The 19107-nt window shown below is 75.1% G+C and carries 18 protein-coding genes; 10 read left to right on the forward strand and 8 right to left on the reverse strand.

All coding sequences use genetic code 11. From position 1 onward, the window contains the following. Nucleotides 1-12 precede the first annotated feature (12 nt). Both adhE and ACFYOV_RS27265 read left to right on the forward strand, forming a co-directional pair. Complete coding sequence (gene adhE / locus ACFYOV_RS27260) at nt 13-2682, forward strand: bifunctional acetaldehyde-CoA/alcohol dehydrogenase (protein WP_389091830.1); 2670 nt, start codon at nt 13-15, stop codon at nt 2680-2682. 186 nt (nt 2683-2868) lie between these two features. Next, nucleotides 2869-3333 (forward strand): pyridoxamine 5'-phosphate oxidase family protein, encoded by a 465-nt coding sequence (locus tag ACFYOV_RS27265; RefSeq protein WP_389091833.1) that lies wholly within the window; start codon nt 2869-2871, stop codon nt 3331-3333. Nucleotides 3334-3368: 35 nt separating this feature from the next. On the opposite strand, the gene ACFYOV_RS27270 is transcribed toward ACFYOV_RS27265, so the two are convergent. From ACFYOV_RS27270 to ACFYOV_RS27280, 3 genes are all read right to left on the reverse strand, one after another. Beyond that, entirely contained in the window at nt 3369-4214 is an 846-nt protein-coding gene (locus ACFYOV_RS27270) for a universal stress protein (RefSeq protein ID WP_389091834.1), read from the reverse strand. Between the two features lie 172 nt (nt 4215-4386). Then, nucleotides 4387-4830, reverse strand: coding sequence for a pyridoxamine 5'-phosphate oxidase family protein (locus ACFYOV_RS27275; protein WP_389091837.1), 444 nt, complete (start codon nt 4828-4830; stop codon nt 4387-4389). A 189-nt stretch (nt 4831-5019) separates the two neighbouring features. Beyond that, nucleotides 5020-5895 carry a universal stress protein gene (locus tag ACFYOV_RS27280; RefSeq protein WP_389091839.1) on the reverse strand — a complete coding sequence of 292 codons (876 nt, stop codon included), beginning with the start codon at nt 5893-5895 and terminating at the stop codon, nt 5020-5022. A 223-nt stretch (nt 5896-6118) separates the two neighbouring features. Between ACFYOV_RS27280 and ACFYOV_RS27285 the strand changes: the two genes are divergently transcribed. Together ACFYOV_RS27285 and ACFYOV_RS27290 are read left to right on the forward strand one after the other, a co-directional pair. Beyond that, the gene (locus ACFYOV_RS27285) at nt 6119-8893 is read left to right on the forward strand and encodes a GNAT family N-acetyltransferase (RefSeq protein WP_389091841.1); all 2775 of its coding nucleotides are present in this window, start codon (nt 6119-6121) and stop codon (nt 8891-8893) included. A 30-nt stretch (nt 8894-8923) separates the two neighbouring features. Beyond that, entirely contained in the window at nt 8924-9652 is a 729-nt protein-coding gene (locus ACFYOV_RS27290; RefSeq protein ID WP_389091843.1) for a CBS domain-containing protein, read from the forward strand. A gap of 103 nt (nt 9653-9755) precedes the next feature. Here the strand turns inward: ACFYOV_RS27290 and ACFYOV_RS27295 are convergent, their stop codons facing one another. Then, a complete protein-coding gene (locus tag ACFYOV_RS27295; RefSeq protein WP_389091845.1) occupies nt 9756-9917 on the reverse strand; it encodes a hypothetical protein in 162 nt (53 codons plus the stop codon). 231 nt (nt 9918-10148) lie between these two features. Here ACFYOV_RS27295 and ACFYOV_RS27300 point away from each other — a divergent pair, with 231 nt between their 5' ends. Beyond that, nucleotides 10149-10712 carry a hypothetical protein gene (locus tag ACFYOV_RS27300; protein WP_389091848.1) on the forward strand — a complete coding sequence of 188 codons (564 nt, stop codon included), beginning with the start codon at nt 10149-10151 and terminating at the stop codon, nt 10710-10712. A gap of 143 nt (nt 10713-10855) precedes the next feature. After that, nucleotides 10856-11413 carry a DUF4396 domain-containing protein gene (locus ACFYOV_RS27305; RefSeq protein ID WP_389091850.1) on the forward strand — a complete coding sequence of 186 codons (558 nt, stop codon included), beginning with the start codon at nt 10856-10858 and terminating at the stop codon, nt 11411-11413. Nucleotides 11414-11477: 64 nt separating this feature from the next. Here the strand turns inward: ACFYOV_RS27305 and ACFYOV_RS27310 are convergent, their stop codons facing one another. The 4 genes from ACFYOV_RS27310 to ACFYOV_RS27325 are packed head-to-tail and all read right to left on the reverse strand — an operon-like array spanning nt 11478 to nt 13696. Further along, nucleotides 11478-12098, reverse strand: coding sequence for a hypothetical protein (locus tag ACFYOV_RS27310; protein WP_389091853.1), 621 nt, complete (start codon nt 12096-12098; stop codon nt 11478-11480). 37 nt (nt 12099-12135) lie between these two features. Further along, nucleotides 12136-12939 carry a hypothetical protein gene (locus ACFYOV_RS27315; RefSeq protein WP_389091855.1) on the reverse strand — a complete coding sequence of 268 codons (804 nt, stop codon included), beginning with the start codon at nt 12937-12939 and terminating at the stop codon, nt 12136-12138. Continuing rightward, on the reverse strand, nt 12936-13310 hold the full coding sequence (locus ACFYOV_RS27320) for a TraR/DksA family transcriptional regulator (RefSeq protein ID WP_389091858.1): 375 nt from the start codon (nt 13308-13310) through the stop codon (nt 12936-12938). Before ACFYOV_RS27320 ends, ACFYOV_RS27315 begins: the two co-directional genes overlap by 4 nt. 59 nt (nt 13311-13369) lie before the next feature. Further along, a complete protein-coding gene (locus ACFYOV_RS27325) occupies nt 13370-13696 on the reverse strand; it encodes a TraR/DksA family transcriptional regulator (protein ID WP_389091860.1) in 327 nt (108 codons plus the stop codon). Between the two features lie 269 nt (nt 13697-13965). On the opposite strand from ACFYOV_RS27325, the gene ACFYOV_RS27330 reads away from it, so the two are divergent. The 4 genes from ACFYOV_RS27330 (at nt 13966) to secD (ending at nt 18941) form a co-directional block, all read left to right on the forward strand. Beyond that, complete coding sequence (locus ACFYOV_RS27330; RefSeq protein WP_389091863.1) at nt 13966-14928, forward strand: HAMP domain-containing sensor histidine kinase; 963 nt, start codon at nt 13966-13968, stop codon at nt 14926-14928. Then, nucleotides 14925-15596, forward strand: coding sequence for a response regulator (locus ACFYOV_RS27335; RefSeq protein ID WP_389091865.1), 672 nt, complete (start codon nt 14925-14927; stop codon nt 15594-15596). Before ACFYOV_RS27330 ends, ACFYOV_RS27335 begins: the two co-directional genes overlap by 4 nt. Nucleotides 15597-15856: 260 nt before the next feature. Beyond that, nucleotides 15857-16567: a hypothetical protein gene (locus ACFYOV_RS27340; protein ID WP_389091867.1), complete on the forward strand. Its 711-nt coding sequence runs from the start codon at nt 15857-15859 to the stop codon at nt 16565-16567. Between the two features lie 70 nt (nt 16568-16637). Next, nucleotides 16638-18941, forward strand: coding sequence for a protein translocase subunit SecD (secD, locus tag ACFYOV_RS27345; protein WP_389091870.1), 2304 nt, complete (start codon nt 16638-16640; stop codon nt 18939-18941). Nucleotides 18942-19107: the final 166 nt, after the last annotated feature.

The following is a 19107-nucleotide window of genomic DNA, read 5'->3' on the forward strand; positions in this document are numbered from 1 at the left end:
AGGGCGCACCTCATGACCCGACAGAACGCCGGAACCGAGACGACATCCGAAGCCGGCGCGCCGTCCGACACCGCCGTCACCGTGGACCGGTTGGTCACGGCCGCCCTGAAGGCGCTGGCCGACTACGAGTCGCTGACCCAGGAGCAGGTCGACCACATCGTCAAGAAGGCCTCGGTCGCCGCGCTGGACCGGCACACCGCGCTGGCCCGGCTGGCGGTGGAGGAGACCGGGCGCGGGCTGTTCGAGGACAAGGCCGCGAAGAACATGTTCGCCTGCGAGCACGTCACGCACAGCATGGGCAAGATGCGGACCGTCGGGGTGATCGCCCGCGACGACATCGAGGACATGGTCGAGATCGCCGAGCCGGTCGGGGTCGTGTGCGCGATCACACCCGTCACCAACCCGACCTCCACCACGATCTTCAAGGCGCTGATGGCGCTGAAGACCCGCAACCCGGTCGTCTTCGCCTTCCACCCCTCGGCCCAGCGGTGCAGCGCCGAGGCGGCACGCATCGTGCGCGACGCCGCCGTCGCCGCCGGGGCGCCCGAGAACTGCGTGCAGTGGATAGAGACCCCGTCGGTGGAGGCCACCGGCGAGCTCATGCGGCACTCTGGCGTCTCGCTGATCCTCGCCACCGGCGGCAACGCCATGGTCAAGGCCGCCTACTCGGCCGGCAAGCCGGCCCTCGGGGTCGGCGCCGGCAACGTGCCCGCGTACCTGCACCGCAGCGCGGACGTGCGACGGGCGGTCAACGACCTGGTGCTGTCGAAGTCGTTCGACAATGGCATGATCTGCGCCTCGGAGCAGGCCGTCATCCTGGACGACGAGATCTACGACGCGGCGCTCGCGGAGTTCCGCACCCTGCACGCCCACCTGGCGACCGCCGAGGAGAAGGCGAAGCTGGAGGCGTTCCTCTTTCCCACCGGCAAGGCAGCCGGCGGCGGCTGCGAGCCCAAGGTCAACGCGGCTGCCGTGGGCCAGAGCCCGGCCTGGATCGCCGAGCACGCCGGGTTCGCCGTGCCCGAGAACACCTCGATCATCCTGGTCGAGGCCGAGCGGGTCGGCCCGGACGAGCCGCTCACCCGCGAGAAGCTCTGCCCGGTCCTGACCGTGCTGCGCGCCGGGGACGAGCAGCGGGGCTTCGACCTGGCCGCCGACATGGTGGCCTTCCACGGCCAGGGGCACACCGCGGTGATCCACACCGGGGACCCGGCGCTGGCGGAGGCGTACGGCCGGCGGATGAAGACCGTGCGCGTCATCGTCAACGCGCCGTCGTCGCAGGGCGCGATCGGCGGCATCTACAACGGCCTGCTGCCCTCGCTGACGCTGGGCTGCGGATCCTGGGGGAGCACCTCGGTGTCGAACAACGTCTCCGCCGCCCAGCTGCTGAACGTCAAGCGGGTCGGCACCCGGCACAACAACCTCCAGTGGTTCAAGGTCCCGCCGAAGATCTACTTCGAGCCGCAGTCCATCCGCTACCTCCAGTCCATGCCGGGCGTGCACCGCGTCACCATCGTCACCGACGCGACCATGACCCGCCTGGGCCTGGTGGACCGCGTCAGCCGGGTGCTCCAGCGCCGGCCGGAGCCGGTCACGCTCCAGATCATCGACAACGTGGAGCCCGAGCCGAGCATGGACTCCGTGCGCCACGGGGCGCGTCTGATGGGCGACTTCCGTCCCGACACGATCATCGCGCTCGGCGGCGGTTCCCCGATGGACGCGGCCAAGGTGATGTGGCTGCTGTACGAGGAGCAGGCAGCGGGCCGGGACGTGGACTTCTCCGACATGCGGCAGAAGTTCTCCGACATCCGCAAGCGCGCCTTCCGCTTCCCCGTGCTGGGCGAGCTGGCCCGCCTGGTGTGCATCCCCACCACCTCGGGCACGGGCGCGGAGGTCACCCCGTTCGCGGTCATCTCGGACCCGGCGACCGGCAAGAAGTACCCGCTGGCCGACTACGCCCTCACCCCGAGCGTGGCCATCGTGGACCCGCTGCTCACGGCGGGCCTGCCCCCGGTGCTGGCCGCCGACAGCGGCTTCGACGCCCTGACCCACGCCATCGAGTCGTACGTGTCGGTGTACGCGAACGACTTCACCGACGGGCTGGCGCTGCACGCGATCCGGCTGATCTTCGAGAACCTCGAGGCCGCGGTGAACGACCGGGCGGACAGCCCGCAGGCGCGGGAGAAGATGCACAACGCCGGCACCATCGCGGGCATGGCCTTCGGCAACGCCTTCCTCGGCATCGTCCACGCCATGTCGCACACCCTCGGCGCGACCTTCCACATCGCCCACGGCCGCACCAACGCGGTGCTGCTGCCGCACGTCATCCGTTACAACGGCACGGTGCCGACGAAGCTCACCGGCTGGCCCAAGTACGAGCACTACCGGGCCCCGGAGCGCTTCCAGGACATCGCCCGCACCCTGGGCCTGCCCGCCGCCACCGCCCAGGAGGGCGTGGAGTCCCTGGCCACCGCCGTGGAGCGGCTGCGGGAGGCCGTCGGCATCGAGGGATCGTTCCGCGCGCTCGGCGTCGACGAGCGGGCCTTCGTCGAGGCGCTGCCGCAGCAGGCCATGAACGCCTACGAGGACCAGTGCGCGCCGGCCAACCCTCGGATGCCGATGCTGGACGACATGCAGGAGCTGATGCGGGCGGCCTACTACGGCTCCGCGGAGGCGCGCTGACCGACCGGGCCGGACGCGCCCGTCGCGGACGGTCAGGGCCGAACGGCCCTAGCCCCGCGCCGCGCGCCCCGGTTCGAATGATGTGATCGAGCACCCCGTCACGGCCCGCCGCCGTGCGGCCACCCGGCCGCACGGCGGCGGGCCCACGCCCGCATTGACGCAGCCCCACACGTACGGAAAGCCGCCATGACCATCGACCACACCAGGCCAGCACCGGCAGGCGCGCGCCAGAGCATCGAGCTGGGCAGCGCGGAGGCCCTGCGGCTGCTCGCCAGCGTGTCCCTGGGAAGGATCGTCTTCACCCGGCACGCGCTGCCGACCGTCCGCCCCGTCAACCACGTCCTGGACGGCGGTGACATCGTCATCCGCACCCACGAGGGCGCGGCCCTGACCTCGCACACCCGGCAGGCAGGGAGCCCGGGCGTGGTGGTCGCCTACGAGGCGGACTCCATCGACCCGGTGACCCACCTCGGGTGGAGCGTGGTGGTCACCGGCTACGCCCATCTGGTGACCGACCCGCAGGAGCTGGCCCGCTACCAGGCCATGCTGCGCCCGTGGGTGCAGCACTCGATGGACAGCGCGGTGCGCATCCGGCCCGACCTGATCAGCGGCATACGGCTCACCATCACGGGCAGGGGCGCCGACGCCTGAGGCGCCGGCGCCCCTGGGGCGACCGTGTGGGTCCGTCAGCCGTGCGGTACCACCGCCACCGGCCGGACCGCGTCGTGCAGCACCGCGCGGGTCACCGCACCGATGCGATGGCCCGCCCGCCGGTGTCCGATGACGACCAGCGAGGCGCCGCGGGAGACATCGGTCAGATGGGTGTCCGCGCGGCCGATGACGGCCTCCTCGGCGACCTCCACCTCGGGGTACCTCTCACGCCAGGGCCGCAGGGCCTCGGCGAGCCGCTGCCGGACCGGGGCGTCGTCCTCCTCCGTCGCACCGGAGGCGCCGGCCGGTCCGACCGGGACCCGTGCGGGTGCCCGCCAGCCGTGGAGGACCCGCAGCCCGGCGGCGCGCCGGTGGGCCGCGTCGAACGCGAAGGCGAGCACGCTGTCGTCGAGGGCCCGCACGTCCAGGGCGACGACGACGTCGCCGTGGGCGGCGTCCGGGCCTCCGGCGGGGTCCGGGGTGTCGGCGCGTACCAGGACGACCGGGCATTCGGCCCGCGCGACGACGTCCAGTGCCACCGAGCCCAGCAGGCGCCCCGCGGCGACGCCCAGCTCCCGTCCGACGACCAGTATCTCGGCGTCGCGGGCCGCGGCCGACAGGGCGGCGGAGGGGCGTTCCGGGACCCGGTCGGTGACGACGGTCAGGTCCGGGTGGCGTTCCCGCAGCGACTCCCGCAGCTCGTCCAGCGGGTCCGCCGGTGCGGCGTCGGCGCTCGACGGCGTGTCGGCCCCGGACGGGTGAACCCCCGCGTGCACGGCACGCAGTGCGGCCTGCCGGAGCTCGGCCTCGCGGGCGGCCCAGTCGGCCGCGGCGCGGCTCGCGGGCGAGCCGTCCAGGCCGACGACGACGGTACGGGTCATGAGCGGATCCCTCCTTCGGATCGGTGATCCCACTCTGCGCTCCGGGATCGATCTCTCGTTGCGCCCCTACTCTCCCGCGTGCGGGCGCCGGGCACTGGGGCCGCAAGGGGGCCGGGCGGTGCCCGAACGTCCCGCCGCCGCAGGGTCGTTGGCCCCGTGGCCGGGTGTCCGTTCAGCCGGCCAGGTCCAGCCCGTACAGGGTGCGTCCGCCGACCAGGCGCCGCCCGGTGACCAGTTCGGGCTCGATGCGCAGGAAGACCTCGTCGGCCGGTGAGGGCACCCAGGACGCCGGGCCCTCGCGGGTCAGCCGGTCGTGCTCGGCCGGGTCCGACACCACGGTGGCCCGGCCGGTCACCACGACGCTCCAGCCGGAGTACGCGCGCATATCCACCTGGTCCGCCTCGAAGGCGACCACGGCACCGTCGACGGCGCGGGCCAGTTCCGAAGCGGCCGAGGTGCGCACCACCACGCAACCGTCCGTGTCCAGGGAGAAGTTGACGGGCAGCACCGCCGGGAGGGCCCGGCGGGTGTGGACCACGCGGCCGACGGGCACCGTGGTCAGAAGGCGCAGACTCTCCTGCCGGTCCAGTTCACGGAAGCCGTCGTTCGCATACATGGCAAGACCGTCTTTCACCTGATGGTCGGGTACGGCACGGGCCCCGCGGCGCGGGCCGGGGGTCCGGTGCGTCGGGCCCCCGGCCGGGGGCGACGGTGTGTTCCGGGGACGACACCAGCCTGCGGCCGGCGCGGCGGGCGGGGCATGGGCCGTACGGGGGCGAGGCGGCGGGACGTACGGCCCGGGGCCTCAGGTGTACGGCACGACGGCCACGGGGCATCCGACGTGCTGGATCACGGCGTGGGTGACGGGGCCGGTGCGCGGGCCCACCCGCCGTGCCGGCAGCCGGTGCCCGACGACGAGCAGGCCGGCGCCGGTCGCCGCGCGGACCAGCGCGCCGGCGGGTTTGTCCGCCACCACCGTCTCGAGGACGTCGACCTCCGGGTACTTGTCGCGCCACACGGCGAGCACGGCCGACAGGAACTCCAGCCACTCCTCGCCCTGCGCGGGTTCGCTCACCAGGCCGACCTCGCCGGAACCGAGGCCCAGCGGGCCCGGGGCGCGCCAGGCGTGCACGGCCCGCAGCCGCGCGCCGCGCAGCCGGGCCTCCTCGAAGGCGAACCCGATGACCTCGTCGCACGCCTCGGCGACGTCGATGCCGAGTACCACGTCCCCCGTGGGCGGCGGGAGCTGCCGGTCCGCGGCCCGGTCGTCCGCGCGGACCAGGACGACGGGGCCGGTGGCCCTGGCCACCACGCCGGCGGCGACCGAGCCCATGAGGAAGCCCGTGAAGGCGCCCAGTCCGCGCGAGCCCAGCACCAGCAGCTCGGCCTGTTCCGCCGCCTTGACCAGCGCGGCGGGGGCGGGGCCCTCGATCTGTTCGTCGCACGTGCGCGCCTCGGGGCACACGGCGCGGACCCGCTCCTCCGCCTGACGCAGGACGCGCCGCGCCACGTGCCGCTGCGCGGCGTGCGCACGCGCGTCGACCCCCTGGCGCGGGTGCCACTCCCAGGCGTGGAGCAGCCGCAGGGGCCGGTTCCGCCGTACGGCCTCGTGAGCCGCCCATTCGGCGGCGGCCAGGCTCGCGTCGGATCCGTCGACTCCTGCGACAACGGGCTGAACCATGGCGCACTCCTCCCACATTCGGTTGCTCCCCAGCGTCGTGCCGCCGGCACGGCGCCGGGAGGGGCCGGCAGGGCCGCACCGCGGGCCGTACGGCCCTCTCCCGGACGGTTCGGGCCCGGGGCCGGGTGGGGGCCACTCGGCCCCTTCGCGTGCCCGCTCAGCCCATGGGTCCCGCCGGCCGGCGGCGGGAGGGTGGAGTCAGGCCCCGAGGGAAGGCGTCGCGATGACCCAGGTCGAGGAAGCACAGGTGCACGCGCTGCTGACGGACGGCACCACCGTCCGGATCCGGCGCGCGGGCCCCGGCGACCGCGACGAGGTGCTGCGGCTGTACGAGGAGATGTCTCCGGAGAACCTGCGGCTGCGGTTCTTCTCGGTCGCCGCCCCCACCCGGCAGGCCGCGGACCGGGCCGTCCGGACCGACCGCGCGGGGTACCGCGCCCTGGTCGCCGAGCACGACGGCCGCCTCGTGGGCCTGGCCGAGTACGAGGTCGAGCCGCGCGTCGGCGGGACCCGGCCGGACGCCGCCGCCGCGGCAGGTGCCCGCGCGGACGGCGCCTCCGGGGCGCACGGGTCGGACGGGGTGCCGGAGCGGGTGGCCGCCGAGGTCGCGCTGGCCGTCGCGGACGACTGGCAGCACCGGGGCGTGGCCACGCTGCTGCTGGAGCATCTCGCGGACGCGGCCCGCTCGGAGGGCATCACGGAGTTCACCGCCCGCGCCCTCGCCGAGAACCACCGGGTGCTGAGGGTCTTCCGCGACCTCGGGCTGCGCGTCAGCCGCCGCTTCGACGGGCCGGAGGTGGACTGCCGGGTCGAACTCACGCCGGACGAGACGTACTTGAGCGCCGTGGACACACGCGGCCGGCTCGCCGACGTCGTCAGTATGCGCCCGCTGCTCAAGCCCCGGTCGGTCGCCGTGATCGGCGCGGGCCGCAAGCCGGGCTCGGTCGGGCGCGCGGTGCTGCTGGCCGTGCGCGCGGGGGGCTTCACCGGGCAGGTGTTCGCGGTGCATCCGGGGGCCGCGTCGGTCGCCGGCGTGCGCGCGTACCCGTCCGTCGGCGAGCTGCCGCAGGTGCCGGATGTCGCGGTGGTCGCCGTGCCCGCGGCGGCGGTGGCGGACGTGGCGCAGACGTGCGGGCGGGCCGGGGTGGCCGCCCTGGTGGTCCTGTCGTCGGGTCTCGACGCCGGCCAGGCGCGGTCGCTGCTCGGCACCTGCCGCCGGTACGGCATGCGGCTGGTCGGGCCCAACTGCCTGGGCCTGGCCAACACCGAGGACGGTGTCCGGCTGGACGCCACCTTCGCCGCCGAGCGGCCCGGACCGGGCACCGCCGGGGTGGCCGTGCAGTCCGGCGGGGTCGGCATCGCCCTGCTGGACGGTCTGGCCCGGCTCGGCATCGGTGTCTCCAGCTTCGTCTCGCTCGGCGACAAGTACGACGTCAGCGGCAACGACATGCTCCAGTGGTGGGAGAGCGACGACCGGACCGGTCTGGCCCTGCTGCACCTGGAGTCCTTCGGCAACCCGCGCGCCTTCTCCCGCACCGCCCGCCGGGTGGCCCGCACCATGCCGGTGCTGACCGTGGACGCCGGGCGCTCCGAGGCCGGGCGGCGGGCCGCCGCCTCGCACACCGCAGCGGCGGCCACCCGGACCGTGACCCGGCAGGCCCTGTTCACCCAGGCCGGTGTCACCGCCACCCGCTCGATCGGCGAACTCCTGGACACCGCGGCCCTGTTCCACTCCCAGCCGCTGCCGACCGGGCCGAGGGTCGCGATCGTCAGCAACGCGGGCGGCGCCGGGGTGCTGGCCGCCGACGCGTGCGTGGAGGCGGGGCTCACCGTGCCACCGCTCGGCCCCGGCCTGGTGGACGAGCTGCTCGCGCTGCTGCCCGAGGGCGCCTGCGCCGCCAACCCCGTGGACACCACCGCGGCCATCGGTGAGGAGGGCCTGCGGGACTGCGTCGACCTGCTCGCCCGGCACGGAGCGATCGACGCCGTCCTGGTGGTGCTCGTCCCCACGGCGGTCGCCGCGGCGACCGGGGACGATCCGGTGCGCGGCCTGACCGCCTCCTCCGGTCCGCTGCCCCGGCCGGTGCTCGCCGTGCTGCCCGCCCAGGCGGCCCGTGTGGAACTCCTGGGCACCCGGGAGGGGGGCACCGTGCCCGCGTACGCGGACGCAGAGGAGGCCGCGCACGCCCTGGCCCACGCCGCCGCCCGCGCCCGCTGGCTCGACCGGCCGCCCGGCACCGTGCCGGAACCGGACGGCATCGAGACCGCGCGGGCGAGGGCCCTCGTCGCCGGATTCCTCGACGCACACCCGGAGGGCGGCTGGCCCGACCCGCGCACCACCGCGGCGCTCGCCGGCTGCTACGGCATCCCGCAGATCCCGTGGGAGTGGGCGCGCGACGAGGACGAGGCGGTCGCGGCGGCGCAGCGACTCGCCGGTCCCGACGGCCGGGTCGTCGTGAAGGCGTACTGGCCCGGTCTGCTGCACAAGAGCGAGCAGAAGGCCGTGCACCTCGACCTTCAGAACACCGCCCAGGTCAGGGCCGCTCACCGGGACCTCGTCAGCCGCTTCGGCAATCTGCTGACCGGTGTGGTGGTGCAGCCGCTCGCCGAGCGCGGCACCGAGCTGTTCGCCGGGGTGACGCAGGACGAGGTGTTCGGGCCGCTGGTGGTCTTCGGGCTGGGCGGCACGGCGACCGATCTGCTCGCCGACCACGCGGCCCGGCTCGCGCCGCTGACGGACCGCGACGTGCACGACCTGATCACGTCGCCGCGCTGCTCGCCGCTGCTCTTCGGCTACGCCGGCAGCCCGGCCGTCGATCCCCGGGGCCTGGAACAGCTGCTGCACCGGCTGTCCCGCATGGCCTGCGACCTGCCGCAGCTCGCGGAGGCCGACCTCAACCCGGTGCTGGCGGGGCCACGCGGTGTCACCACCCTCGACATCCGCGTGCGGCTCGTACCCCGCCGGAGCCACGACCCGTATCTGCGCCGGCTGCGCTGACCGGGTCCCGACCGATCAGGAGGATCAGCAATGAAGCGCATGAAGACCCGCGACGTGATGTCCGGCGAGGTCGTCACGGCCGACTACGGCACCCCCTTCAAGGAAGTGGTCAGGCTGCTGGAGGAACACGGCATCAGCGGGCTTCCGGTGGTCGACGAGGACCGCAGGGTCGTCGGCGTGGTCTCCGAGACCGATCTGGTGCTGCACCAGACCGGACCGGAGTCCGACCCGGGCGGCTGGTCCGGGTGGCTGCGCCGGCTGAGCGGCCGGTCGCGGCGCGACGCGGCCAAGAGCCGGGCGCGGACGGCGGGGGGCCTGATGTCGACGCCCGCCGTCACGGTACGCGCCGAAGCCACGCTGTCCGAGGCCGCCCGGCTGATGACCGGACACGACGTGGAACGGCTGCCGGTGGTGGACGAGGAGGACCGGCTGGTCGGCATCGTCACCCGCCGCGATCTGCTCCAGGTCTTCCTGCGCAGCGACGCGGAGATCCAGCGGGACGTCCAGCAGAAGGTCGTCGTGGACGCCTTGTGGCTCGCCCCGCACTCCATCGAGGCGAGTGTGCGCGAGGGTGTCGTCACCCTCGCCGGGCAGCTGGAGCGGCGCAGCGACATCCCCGTGGCGGTCGGGGTGACCCGCCGGCTGGACGGCGTGGTGGATGTCGTCGACCACCTGACCTACCGGCTCGACGACTCCGCGCTCCAGGCCGCCGGGCTCGCCCCGCGCGGGGTGAGCGACGATTGGCTGCGCAGGCTCTGACCGCAGGGTCCCCGCCCTCCCGCGGCGCCCGCCCGGCCTGTCCACCAGGCCGGGCGGGTGGACGGCGGTGGGGCATGCGCCGACGGTGGGCGGAGCCGGGCACTCATGGCCGGGTGGGCCGTGTGCGCTCTCTTCGCGTCGGGCGGCGCAGGAGGCGCACGGCGAGGGTGTCGCACACGGCCGTGAGGACGAAGGCCACGCCCACGGCGGCGACCAGCAGCATCGCGCACCGCTGCCAGAACTCCGGTGTGAGTCCCGTACCCACGGTCACCGCTCCTCTCGGTCGATGGCGCACTCCTTGACACCCAGCCAACCGCTTCGCGCGACCGCGGCGCTTGGGCTGCCCGGGGTGCGGGGGCAGGGCCGAACGGCCCGATCCGGGGCGCCTCCCGGAAGCACCACAACACCACGGCACCACAGCACCACAGCACCACGGCGTCCCGTCTCACGCCTGAGGGCGCCATGTCGTCAGGCGTCCCAGGGAGGAGGTCCCGGAATGAGCGGCGGCAGGCTCGCGCGGCAGGGCCCGTGGCAGTGGCGCGACCACCCGCTGCGGCGGCGCGAGGACGTCGTCGAGGCCTGGGTGGTCCTGGTGGTCTGGCTGGTCGTGGTCGGGGGAGGAGCGGCCGCCGGTCTGCTCACCGCCCGCGCGGCCACCGAGGTCTTCGCACGTCAGCGTGCCGAGCGGCAGCCGGTCCGGGCCGTCGTCGTGGACGCCGTGCCGGGCGGTGGTGGCCAGGGGCGGGGAGCCGGCGACCTGGTCCAGGCCCGGGTCCGCTGGACGGGCCCCGACGGCTCCTGGCGGACCGGCAGGACCCTGGTGAACGCCGAGGTGGAGGCCGGTTCGGGGGTCCCGCTGTGGCAGGACGCCGGCGGGACGCTCGTCCCCGAGCCGCCGGGGCCCGGGGAGGCGGCGGCCGAGAGCGGCGTCCTGGCCGCCATGGCCGTGCTGGGCGTGGCGGGCGCCGCGTTCGGCACGGGGGCGGTCGCCCGCTGGGAACTGGACCGCCGGCGCCTGGCGCGGTGGGGCCGGGAGTGGGAGTCGCTCTCCGGCAGGTAGAGGCTCTCCGGTAATCAGGGACTCTCCGGTAATCAGAGACTCTCGGGGATCAGAGGGCTGGCGTCATACCCCTGGGGGGTATACGGTGGGTGGCTGTGGGGCTCGGGGAACGAGTCATCCGGAACGGACCAACGGGAGAAGCCATGGACCACAGCGCCCACCACACCGGCACCGCGCGCGACCACGCCACGCACGGCCCCACCGGCCCTCACGGCTCCCACGACCATGCCGGCGCCGCCCCCGCGGGCCACCACGCGGCACACGGCGGGGCCTCCTGGGGCATGGCGATCAAGGCGACGCTGCACTGCCTGACCGGCTGTGCCATCGGCGAGATCCTCGGCATGGTCATCGGCACCGCCCTGTTGTGGGGCAACGTGCCCACCATGGCCCTCGCGATCACGCTGGCGTTCGTCTTCGGCTACTCGTTCACGCTGTTCGCGGTCGTCCGGGCGGGCCTCGACCTCAAGACCGCCGTCAAGGTGGCGCTCGCCGCCGACACCGTGTCCATCGCCGTGATGGAGCTCGTCGACAACGCGATCATCGCCCTGACCCCGGGCGCGATGGACGCCCACCTGTCCGACGGGCTGTTCTGGTCGGCGCTCCTGGGCGGTTTCGCGGTGGCCTTCGTGGTCACCACGCCCGTCAACAAGTGGATGATCGGCCGCGGCAAGGGCCACGCGGTCGTCCACGCCTACCACTGACCACCCGTCGTCCCCGCTCCACATCGTCCGGGCGCCCCGATCCGTCGGGGCGCCCGGACGCAGTTCACGTCGGTGTGGTCCACCGGGGCGCGGTCCGTGCCCAGGCCGCCTCCCACTCGGCCAGGTCGCGGCGGCGCAGCGCGAGAGCGGTCACGCTGTGGACCGCGGCGCCGGTCAGGGCGACGCCGATCGCGGCGAGCAGGGTCCATCCCGCGCTGCGGCTGCGCACCTGCTCCCGGGTCAGCGGCGGTCCGGTCGCCTCACCGCCGGTGACCCAGATGCGTACGGGGCTGTCGGCGGGCAGGCCCGGCCGGACCTCCGTCCGGGTGGTGCGGGTCCGGCCCTCGCGGGTGACGAAGCGGACCTCGACCGGGTAGCGGGTCCTCTTCTCCTCCTCGGAACCCGGCTCCGGGTGGCGCGGGGCGTCCCGGATCAGGGTCGCGGTCGTCACGTGCCGGGTGCGGGCCTGGTACTGCGCGGTGTCCCGGTAGTGCCGGTGGGCGGCGTCGCCCACCACGACGGCGGCCACCGGCGCCCCGGCCACGACCGCGAACAGCGCCCCGAGGCCGGCCCAGGTCCGGAGCACGTCGGTACGGCGGCGCAGCGGATTCGGCCGCCGGCGCCACAGCGAGGGGCGCGGGGCCGGTCCGGGGGGTCGCTGCGCCGGGGACGAATCGCCGGCCACGTGAGGCTCCTTCCTGTGCCGGGCGTGCGCGCGGGGGTCAGACCGTCCCGGTGACGGACGGGTGGCGCCGGGCCGCGGCGAGCAGGCCGGCGGCGCCCCGGACGGCGGCGGTGTGCGGGAACGGCACCGGCCGCACCGGGCAGCCCAGCCGTTCGGGAAGGGCCTGCGTGACGTCGGGGCGCAGGGCGCCGCCGCCGGACAGCAGGACGCCCCGGCGCAGGGCGGAGCGGGTGCGGGTGGTGCGGTCCTGCCGCAGCATCGCCGTCACCAGGTCGGCCACCGCGTCGGCCAGCCGTTCCGGTGGCGTGTCCTCGCCGAGGGCCCCGGTGCCCAGGCCGGCGCTGCGGGCATCGGTCACCTCGCCCCCGACCAGAAGTACCGCCTCGGTGAGGCGGGCGCCGATGTCCACCACCAGCAGGGGCCGGCCCAGGTCCGCGCCCGCGGCCAGGGCGACCGCCCGCGAGCCGGGGACGGTCAGCACCGCTCGGGGCCGCAGTACCTCCACGGCCTCGCGGGCCGCGGCACGGAAGGCGAGCCCGCCCAGGACCGGCGTCGTCAGCACGACCAGGGGGCGCCCTCGCCGGGGCAGCCGGTGGCCGAGCAGCCGGTCGAGCAGGCGGGCGGTGCCCGAAAGGTCGACGACGGTGCCGGGCCGCACGGGCCGGACGCCACCGCTGCCCGCGAAGGTCACGGTGGGCACGTCGAGGACCATGCCCCGGCCGGGAATCCACACGCGGGTGCGGGCACTGCCCAGGTCGACCGCGATGCCGCAGCACCCCCGGCACGGGGACGGGAGTGCGAGCCGTGCCGGCGCGCCGCGCGGGCGCCGCGTCCCGGTCATCGGCCGGCCTCCCTGACCTGCTGGCAGCGGCCGCAGTAGCGGGCCTGCGGGACGACCATCAGACGTTCGCGTTCGACGGGCCGCCGGCACAGGTGGCAGTCGCCGTAGGAACCGGTGTCCATGCGGGCGAGCGCCGCCTCGACGTCGGCGAGCACCATGCGGGCCGACGCGGCGAGCTTCACCCCGACCTCGATGCGGGCGGCGGCCTGCGGCCCGCGCGCACCGCCGGGACGGTACGGGGATTCGGCGGCGATCTGCCGCAGCTGCTCCTCGCGGAAGAGCCGCTGCTCGTGCAGGTTCGCGCGCAGCGTGGCGAGGTCCTCGGGCGATAGGGCCGCATCGCGCTCACCGATGGTCTGGTGGGTCACCACCTTCACCCCTTGGGCAGAACGGGAGGGACAGCAGGACGGGAGGAACGGTGGGGGCGGCGTCAGGCCGCGCGGCGCTGGCAGGCCACGCAGTGCCGGGTGTGCGGCAGGATCTCCAGCCGCTCCGGCGGGACGGGCTTGGAGCAGCCCCGGCAGATGCCGTAGGTGCCGTCGTCGACGCGGGCGAAGGCCTCCTCGATCTCCGTCAGGACGCGCCTGATGGCGTCCTTCTGGTGGGACATCAGGTGGTCGTCGGGACTGCTCCCGGTTTCGTCGAGGGCCTCGAGCTGCGCCAACCGGGTCGCGCGGGCGTGTTCGAGGCGGCGGCGGACCTCGTCGGCGGCCGGGTGGGCGGGGCGTGGTGCGGTGCGGGCGGCGTCGAGCGACACGGCGGTCCTCCTGGGTGGCATGCGGGTGATGACCTCACCCTCGCCGCTCCCCCGCCCCCGGCCCATCGGGTGCGGCACCCATCTGTGCCGGGTCCGCGAACCCACCCCGTACGGATGGGTCGGCGGACCGGCGGAAATGGGGGCCGGGGCCCATCGACGCGGGGGCCGGAGGCGGTACACGCTGGGCGCCGTCCGCCCGGACCAGGAGGCTGCGGCCACGCCGCACGCCGCGGTGACCGACAGTAGAGGCAGACGAGTGAGAGGAAGGCGTGACCTCCGTGTCCCTGTACTGGCGGATCTTCGGGCTCAACGCGGTGGTGCTGGGGACGGCCACGGCGCTGCTGCTGTGGGCTCCGGTGACCGTGTCCGTACCCGTGCTCCTCACCGAGGCGATCATCCTGGTGGGCGGGCTCGGCGTCATGCTGGTCGCCAACGCGGCCCTGCTGCGGATCGGCCTCGCCCCGCTGGACCGGGTGACCCGGCTGATGACCACCGTCGACCTGCTGCGCCCGGGGCAGCGGCTGCCGGTGCGCGGGGGCGGTGAGGTGGCGGAGCTGGTCCGCACGTTCAACGCCATGCTGGAGCGGCTGGAGGGGGAACGGGCCGCGAGCAGCGCCCGCGCCCTGCTCGCGCAGGAGGCCGAGCGCCGCCGTATCGCCCAGGAGCTGCACGACGAGGTCGGGCAGAGCATGACCGCGATCCTGCTGGCGCTGAAGCGGGCCTCGGACGAGGCGTCCGATCCGCTGCGCGGTGAACTCCGTCAGGCACAGGAGATCACCCGGGAGAGCCTGGACGAGGTCCGCCGACTGGTGCGGCGGCTGCGTCCGGGCGTGCTGGACGATCTCGGGCTGGTCAGCGCGGTCACCTCGCTCGCCACCGAGTTCGCCACGCACACCGGACTGCGGGTGGTGCGCCGTTTCGCGTCCGACCTGCCGCCGCTGGACCACGAGACGGAACTCGTGCTCTACCGGGTGGCGCAGGAGGGACTGACCAACGCCGCCCGGCACGCCGAGGCGCGGTGTGTCGAGGTGAGCCTGCGGCGCGGCGACGACGGTGTCGTCCTCGAGGTCAGCGACGACGGCCGCGGCATCGGGGCCGCCCGTGAGGGCGCCGGGATCCGCGGCATGCGCGAACGCGCGCTGCTCATCGGGGGCACCCTGGACATCTCGCCCGTGACACCCACCGGCACCCGGATCCGGCTGACCGTGCCCGCCCTCAGGAAGCAGTCATGAACCACGACGCCCACCACCCGACCCCGATCCGGATCCTGCTCGCCGACGACCACGCGCTGGTGCGGCGGGGGGTGCGCCTGATCCTCGACCGGGAGCCGGACCTGGAGGTGGTCGCCGAGGCCGGTGACGGCGCCGAGGCGATCACCATGGCGCGCACCCACGAGGTCGACCTGGCGGTGCTCGACATCGCCATGCCGCGGATGACCGGGCTCCAGGCCGCGCGCGAACTGGCCGCGCTGCGCCCGGGACTGCGGATCCTGATGCTCACGATGCACGACAACGAGCAGTACCTGTTCCAGGCGCTCAAGGCCGGCGCCGGGGGCTACGTCCTGAAGTCCGTCGCGGACCGCGACCTGGTCGCGGCGTGCCGGGCCGCCATGCGGGACGAGCCGTTCCTGTACCCGGGGGCGGTGACCGCCCTGATCCGCAACTACCTGGACCGGGTGCGGAACGGCGAGGAGGCGCCCGAGCAGCTGCTCACCCCGCGCGAGGAGGAGGTGCTGAAGCTGGTCGCGGAGGGGCACTCCTCCAAGGAGATCGCCGAGCTGCTGTTCATCAGCGTCAAGACGGTGCAGCGCCACCGCGAGAACCTCCTGCACAAACTGGGCCTGCGCGACCGCCTGGACCTGACCCGCTACGCCATCCGCGCGGGCCTGGTGGAACCTTGACGCCCGGCCACCGGGGCCGCACGCCGCGCCCTGCGGCGGGGACGGACGCGGCCCGGAGGACCGGGCGGCCGGTGCAGGCGGCCGACCCCTCGAACGGGACGTCCGGGGACCCGGGCAGCGGCCTGACGGGCCCCGCCCGCCTTCCGCGCGAGATCCGCCCCGGACCCGGCTCCCACCGGCCGGGACGGGCCGTCCCTCCTCGGGACCGGTCGCGCCGGGTCCGCGCCCCCCTCCCGCCGGGCCGTACCGCACCGCTCGCGGTGCGCGTCGTGCTCGCCCTCGCCGCGCTGGCCACCGTCCTGCTGACGCTGGGCCTCGGCCTCGCCCGGGAGGAGCACGCCGGCCCGGCCGACCGGACGCCCGGGCCCGCGGCGGCCTTCGACTCCCCGCCGTGGCCGAGCGACGCGTCGGTCCTCTCCTCGTGCCCCACCGGGACCGTCCCGGCGCCCCGGGTCACGCCCGCCCTCGCCCCCGACGGCCCCACGGCCCCGTCCCGGGTCACGCCCGTTCTCCTCCCGTCCACCTCCCTCCCGGGACCGCAAACCTTCGCGCCCGCCCGGATCACGGGCTCACCCGTGCCGGCGTCCGACACCCCCACAGGCCCGGGCGCCCTCCCACCCGCGCCCTCAACCCACACCCCCACAAGCCCGGACACCCTCCCACCCGCGCCCGGCTCTGCCCCCGTCCCGGGTCCGTCCCCGGACTCACCCGGCTCCGCCGTCCGCTCCGCCGACGTCCACCCCCGTACCGACGACGCCTGCGCCGGCGCGCGGACCCTGCTGGTCCGGCCGCAGCGCGACGGCGGTGAGCGCACGGCGCCCACCGGACAGTCGCTCTTCACTCCTCCGTACACCCCGCACGTCCCGCGACCGCCGGCGCGGCCCGCCCCCGTGGCCGCGCAGCCGCGGCCCGGCACCGCGCACACGCCGTCCGATCTCGGGCGGGCCCCTCCCCAGGCCTCCAGCACCTGAGCCCCCTTCCCCTTGTCCGCCGCTTCTCCGCCGCGCCGTTCCGGCCGCGGCGTGCCTGCTGGAGGCATCCGTGAAACGTCCCGCCCGCGTCAGGGCGCTGTTCGCGCCGGCCGTGATCGCCCTGTCGCTGTACGTCGCCGTCACCCTCCCGGTCCGCCTGGGCCTGGATCTGCGCGGCGGCACCCAGATCGTGCTGGAGACCCGCTCCACCCCCACCACCGAGGCCGACGGGGAGGCCACCGACCGCACCCTGGAGGTGCTGCGCGGCCGTATCGACGCGCTGGGCGTCGCCGAGCCCACCCTGGTCCGTTCCGGCGAGGACCGGATCATCGTCGAGCTGCCCGGCGTCCAGGATCCGCGCAGGGCCGCCGACGTCCTCGGCCGCACCGCCCAGCTCTCCGTCCACCCGGTGCTCGGGTCCGGCTCCGGTGAGGCGGAGGGTGGGGGCGAGCGCCTGCTGCCCGACGAGTCCGGGGAGCGGCTCCGCCTCGGCGCACCGTCCCTCACCGGAGAGGACGTCGAGGGCGCCGAGGCACGCTTCGACCAGCAGAGCGGCGCGGGCTGGCACGTCACCGTCGACTTCCGGGACGACAGGGGCTGGGCCCGGCTGACCGGTGAGGCCGCCTGCCGTCCGGCGGGCGATCCGCAGCGGCGGGTCGCCGTCGTACTGGACGACAAGATCATCTCCTCGCCCCAGGTCGACCCTTCCGTCTCCTGCGGCGCCGGCATCACCGGCGGCTCCACCCGGATCACCGGCTCCTTCAGCAGCGACGAGGCCCGGGAACTCGCCCTGCTGATCAGCGGCGGCGCCCTGCCCGTGCCGGTCGAGACGGTGGAGCAGCGGACCGTCGGCCCGACGCTGGGCGCCGAGGCCATCGCCGCGAGCACCTGGGCGGCCGTCGTCGGCACCGCACTGACCGCGGTGTTCATCGTCGTCGTGTACCGCCTCATGGGCGTCCTGGCCACCATCGCCCTGGCCTGCTACGGCCTGATCTCCTACGCCGCCCTGGCCGCCCTCGGCGCCACGCTCACCCTGCCCGGACTGGCCGGTTTCGTCCTGACGATCGGCATGGCCGTGGACGCCAACGTCCTGGTCTTCGAGCGCGCCCGCGAGGAGTACGCCGCCCGCAACCGGCCCAGTGGCCGCTCCGCCCTGACCGCCGGGTTCAAGGGCGCGTTCAGCGCGATCGCCGACTCCAACATCACCACGCTGATCGCGGCCGTACTGCTGTTCCTGCTCGCCTCCGGTCCGGTGCGGGGCTTCGGCGTGACGCTGGGCATCGGTGTCCTCGCCTCCATGATCAGCACCCTGGTGATCACCCGGGTGCTCACCGAGTACGCCGTGGGCCGCCGCTCGGTGCACCGCCGCCCGCGCTCCACCGGCATCGCCTCCACCGGCCGCGTCCGCGACCGTCTCACGCGCCGCGATCCCCAGCTGATGCGCCGCCCGCGCCGCTGGCTCGCGGTCTGCGTCGGCGTGCTGGTTCTCAGCGCCTCGGGGATCGCGGTGCGGGGCCTGGACTTCGGCGTGGAGTTCACCGGGGGCCGGCTGATCGAGTACTCCACCGCCGCCCCCGTCGACCCCGACCGGGCCCGCGCCGCCCTGGCCGACGCCGGCTTCCCGCAGGCCGTGGTGCAGTCCTCCGGGGACAACGGGCTCACCGTGCGCACCGAGGAGCTGGGCAACGACGAGGCGGCCGAGGTCGCCGAGACGATCGGCGGGCTCGGCGGCGGGGCGGAGAAGGTCCGCGACGAGCTGATCGGCCCGAGCCTCGGCGACGAACTGCGCCGCAACGCCCTGGTCGCGCTCGGCCTGGCCCTGGGCGCGCAGCTGCTGTACCTCGCCGTCCGGTTCCGCTGGACGTTCGGCACGGCCGCGGTGGGTGCCCTGGCGCACGACGTGGTGGTCCTCACCGGGATCTTCGCCTGGCTGGGCAAGCCGATCGACGGAGTGTTCCTCGCCGCGCTCCTCACCGTCATCGGCTACTCGGTGAACGACTCGGTCGTGGTCTTCGACCGCATCCGCGAGCTGTGGCGCAAGGACCGCGGGACTCCGTTGGCCCAGGTCACCAACCGGGCGATCCTCCAGACGCTGCCGCGCACCGTCAACACCGGCATCGGGGCGGCGTTCGTCCTCACCGCGCTGGCCGTCCTGGGCGGGGACTCCCTCACCGACTTCGCCCTCGCCCTGCTGATCGGGCTCGCGGTGGGCACGTACTCGTCGGTGTTCACCGCCGCCCCGCTGGCCATCGAGCTCAACGGCCGCGGCGCCGCCCCCCGCGGCACGAGGCGGCCGGACACTCCGCGACACGGCGGCGGCAGCGCCGACGGCGACCGGACGAAGGCGCTCACCCGGGAGGCACCCGGCCGATGAGCCCGGCGGGCCGAGCCCGCGGAACTCGGTGGGCCCGCGGTGCCCTGCGCCGCCCCGTGGCCCCGTCGCCCCGCCCGTCCGACAAGGGGCCGGGCGTCGTCCGACGACGCCCGGCTCTCGTCACGCGGCAGGCGCCGCCCCCGTACGCCCCGGCGGGCGGATCCGG

The organism is Streptomyces sp. NPDC005931, assembly GCF_042871235.1.
Lineage (GTDB): Bacteria > Actinomycetota > Actinomycetes > Streptomycetales > Streptomycetaceae > Streptomyces.

Coding starts and splice junctions, on each gene's coding strand:
- adhE (WP_389091830.1), top strand. CDS start 13: ATGACCCGACAGAACGCCGGAACCGAGACGACATCCGAAGCCGGCGCG.
- ACFYOV_RS27265 (WP_389091833.1), top strand. CDS start 2,869: ATGACCATCGACCACACCAGGCCAGCACCGGCAGGCGCGCGCCAGAGC.
- ACFYOV_RS27270 (WP_389091834.1), bottom strand. CDS start 4,214: ATGACCCGTACCGTCGTCGTCGGCCTGGACGGCTCGCCCGCGAGCCGC.
- ACFYOV_RS27275 (WP_389091837.1), bottom strand. CDS start 4,830: ATGTATGCGAACGACGGCTTCCGTGAACTGGACCGGCAGGAGAGTCTG.
- ACFYOV_RS27280 (WP_389091839.1), bottom strand. CDS start 5,895: ATGGTTCAGCCCGTTGTCGCAGGAGTCGACGGATCCGACGCGAGCCTG.
- ACFYOV_RS27285 (WP_389091841.1), top strand. CDS start 6,119: ATGACCCAGGTCGAGGAAGCACAGGTGCACGCGCTGCTGACGGACGGC.
- ACFYOV_RS27290 (WP_389091843.1), top strand. CDS start 8,924: ATGAAGCGCATGAAGACCCGCGACGTGATGTCCGGCGAGGTCGTCACG.
- ACFYOV_RS27300 (WP_389091848.1), top strand. CDS start 10,149: ATGAGCGGCGGCAGGCTCGCGCGGCAGGGCCCGTGGCAGTGGCGCGAC.
- ACFYOV_RS27305 (WP_389091850.1), top strand. CDS start 10,856: ATGGACCACAGCGCCCACCACACCGGCACCGCGCGCGACCACGCCACG.
- ACFYOV_RS27315 (WP_389091855.1), bottom strand. CDS start 12,939: ATGACCGGGACGCGGCGCCCGCGCGGCGCGCCGGCACGGCTCGCACTC.
- ACFYOV_RS27335 (WP_389091865.1), top strand. CDS start 14,925: ATGAACCACGACGCCCACCACCCGACCCCGATCCGGATCCTGCTCGCC.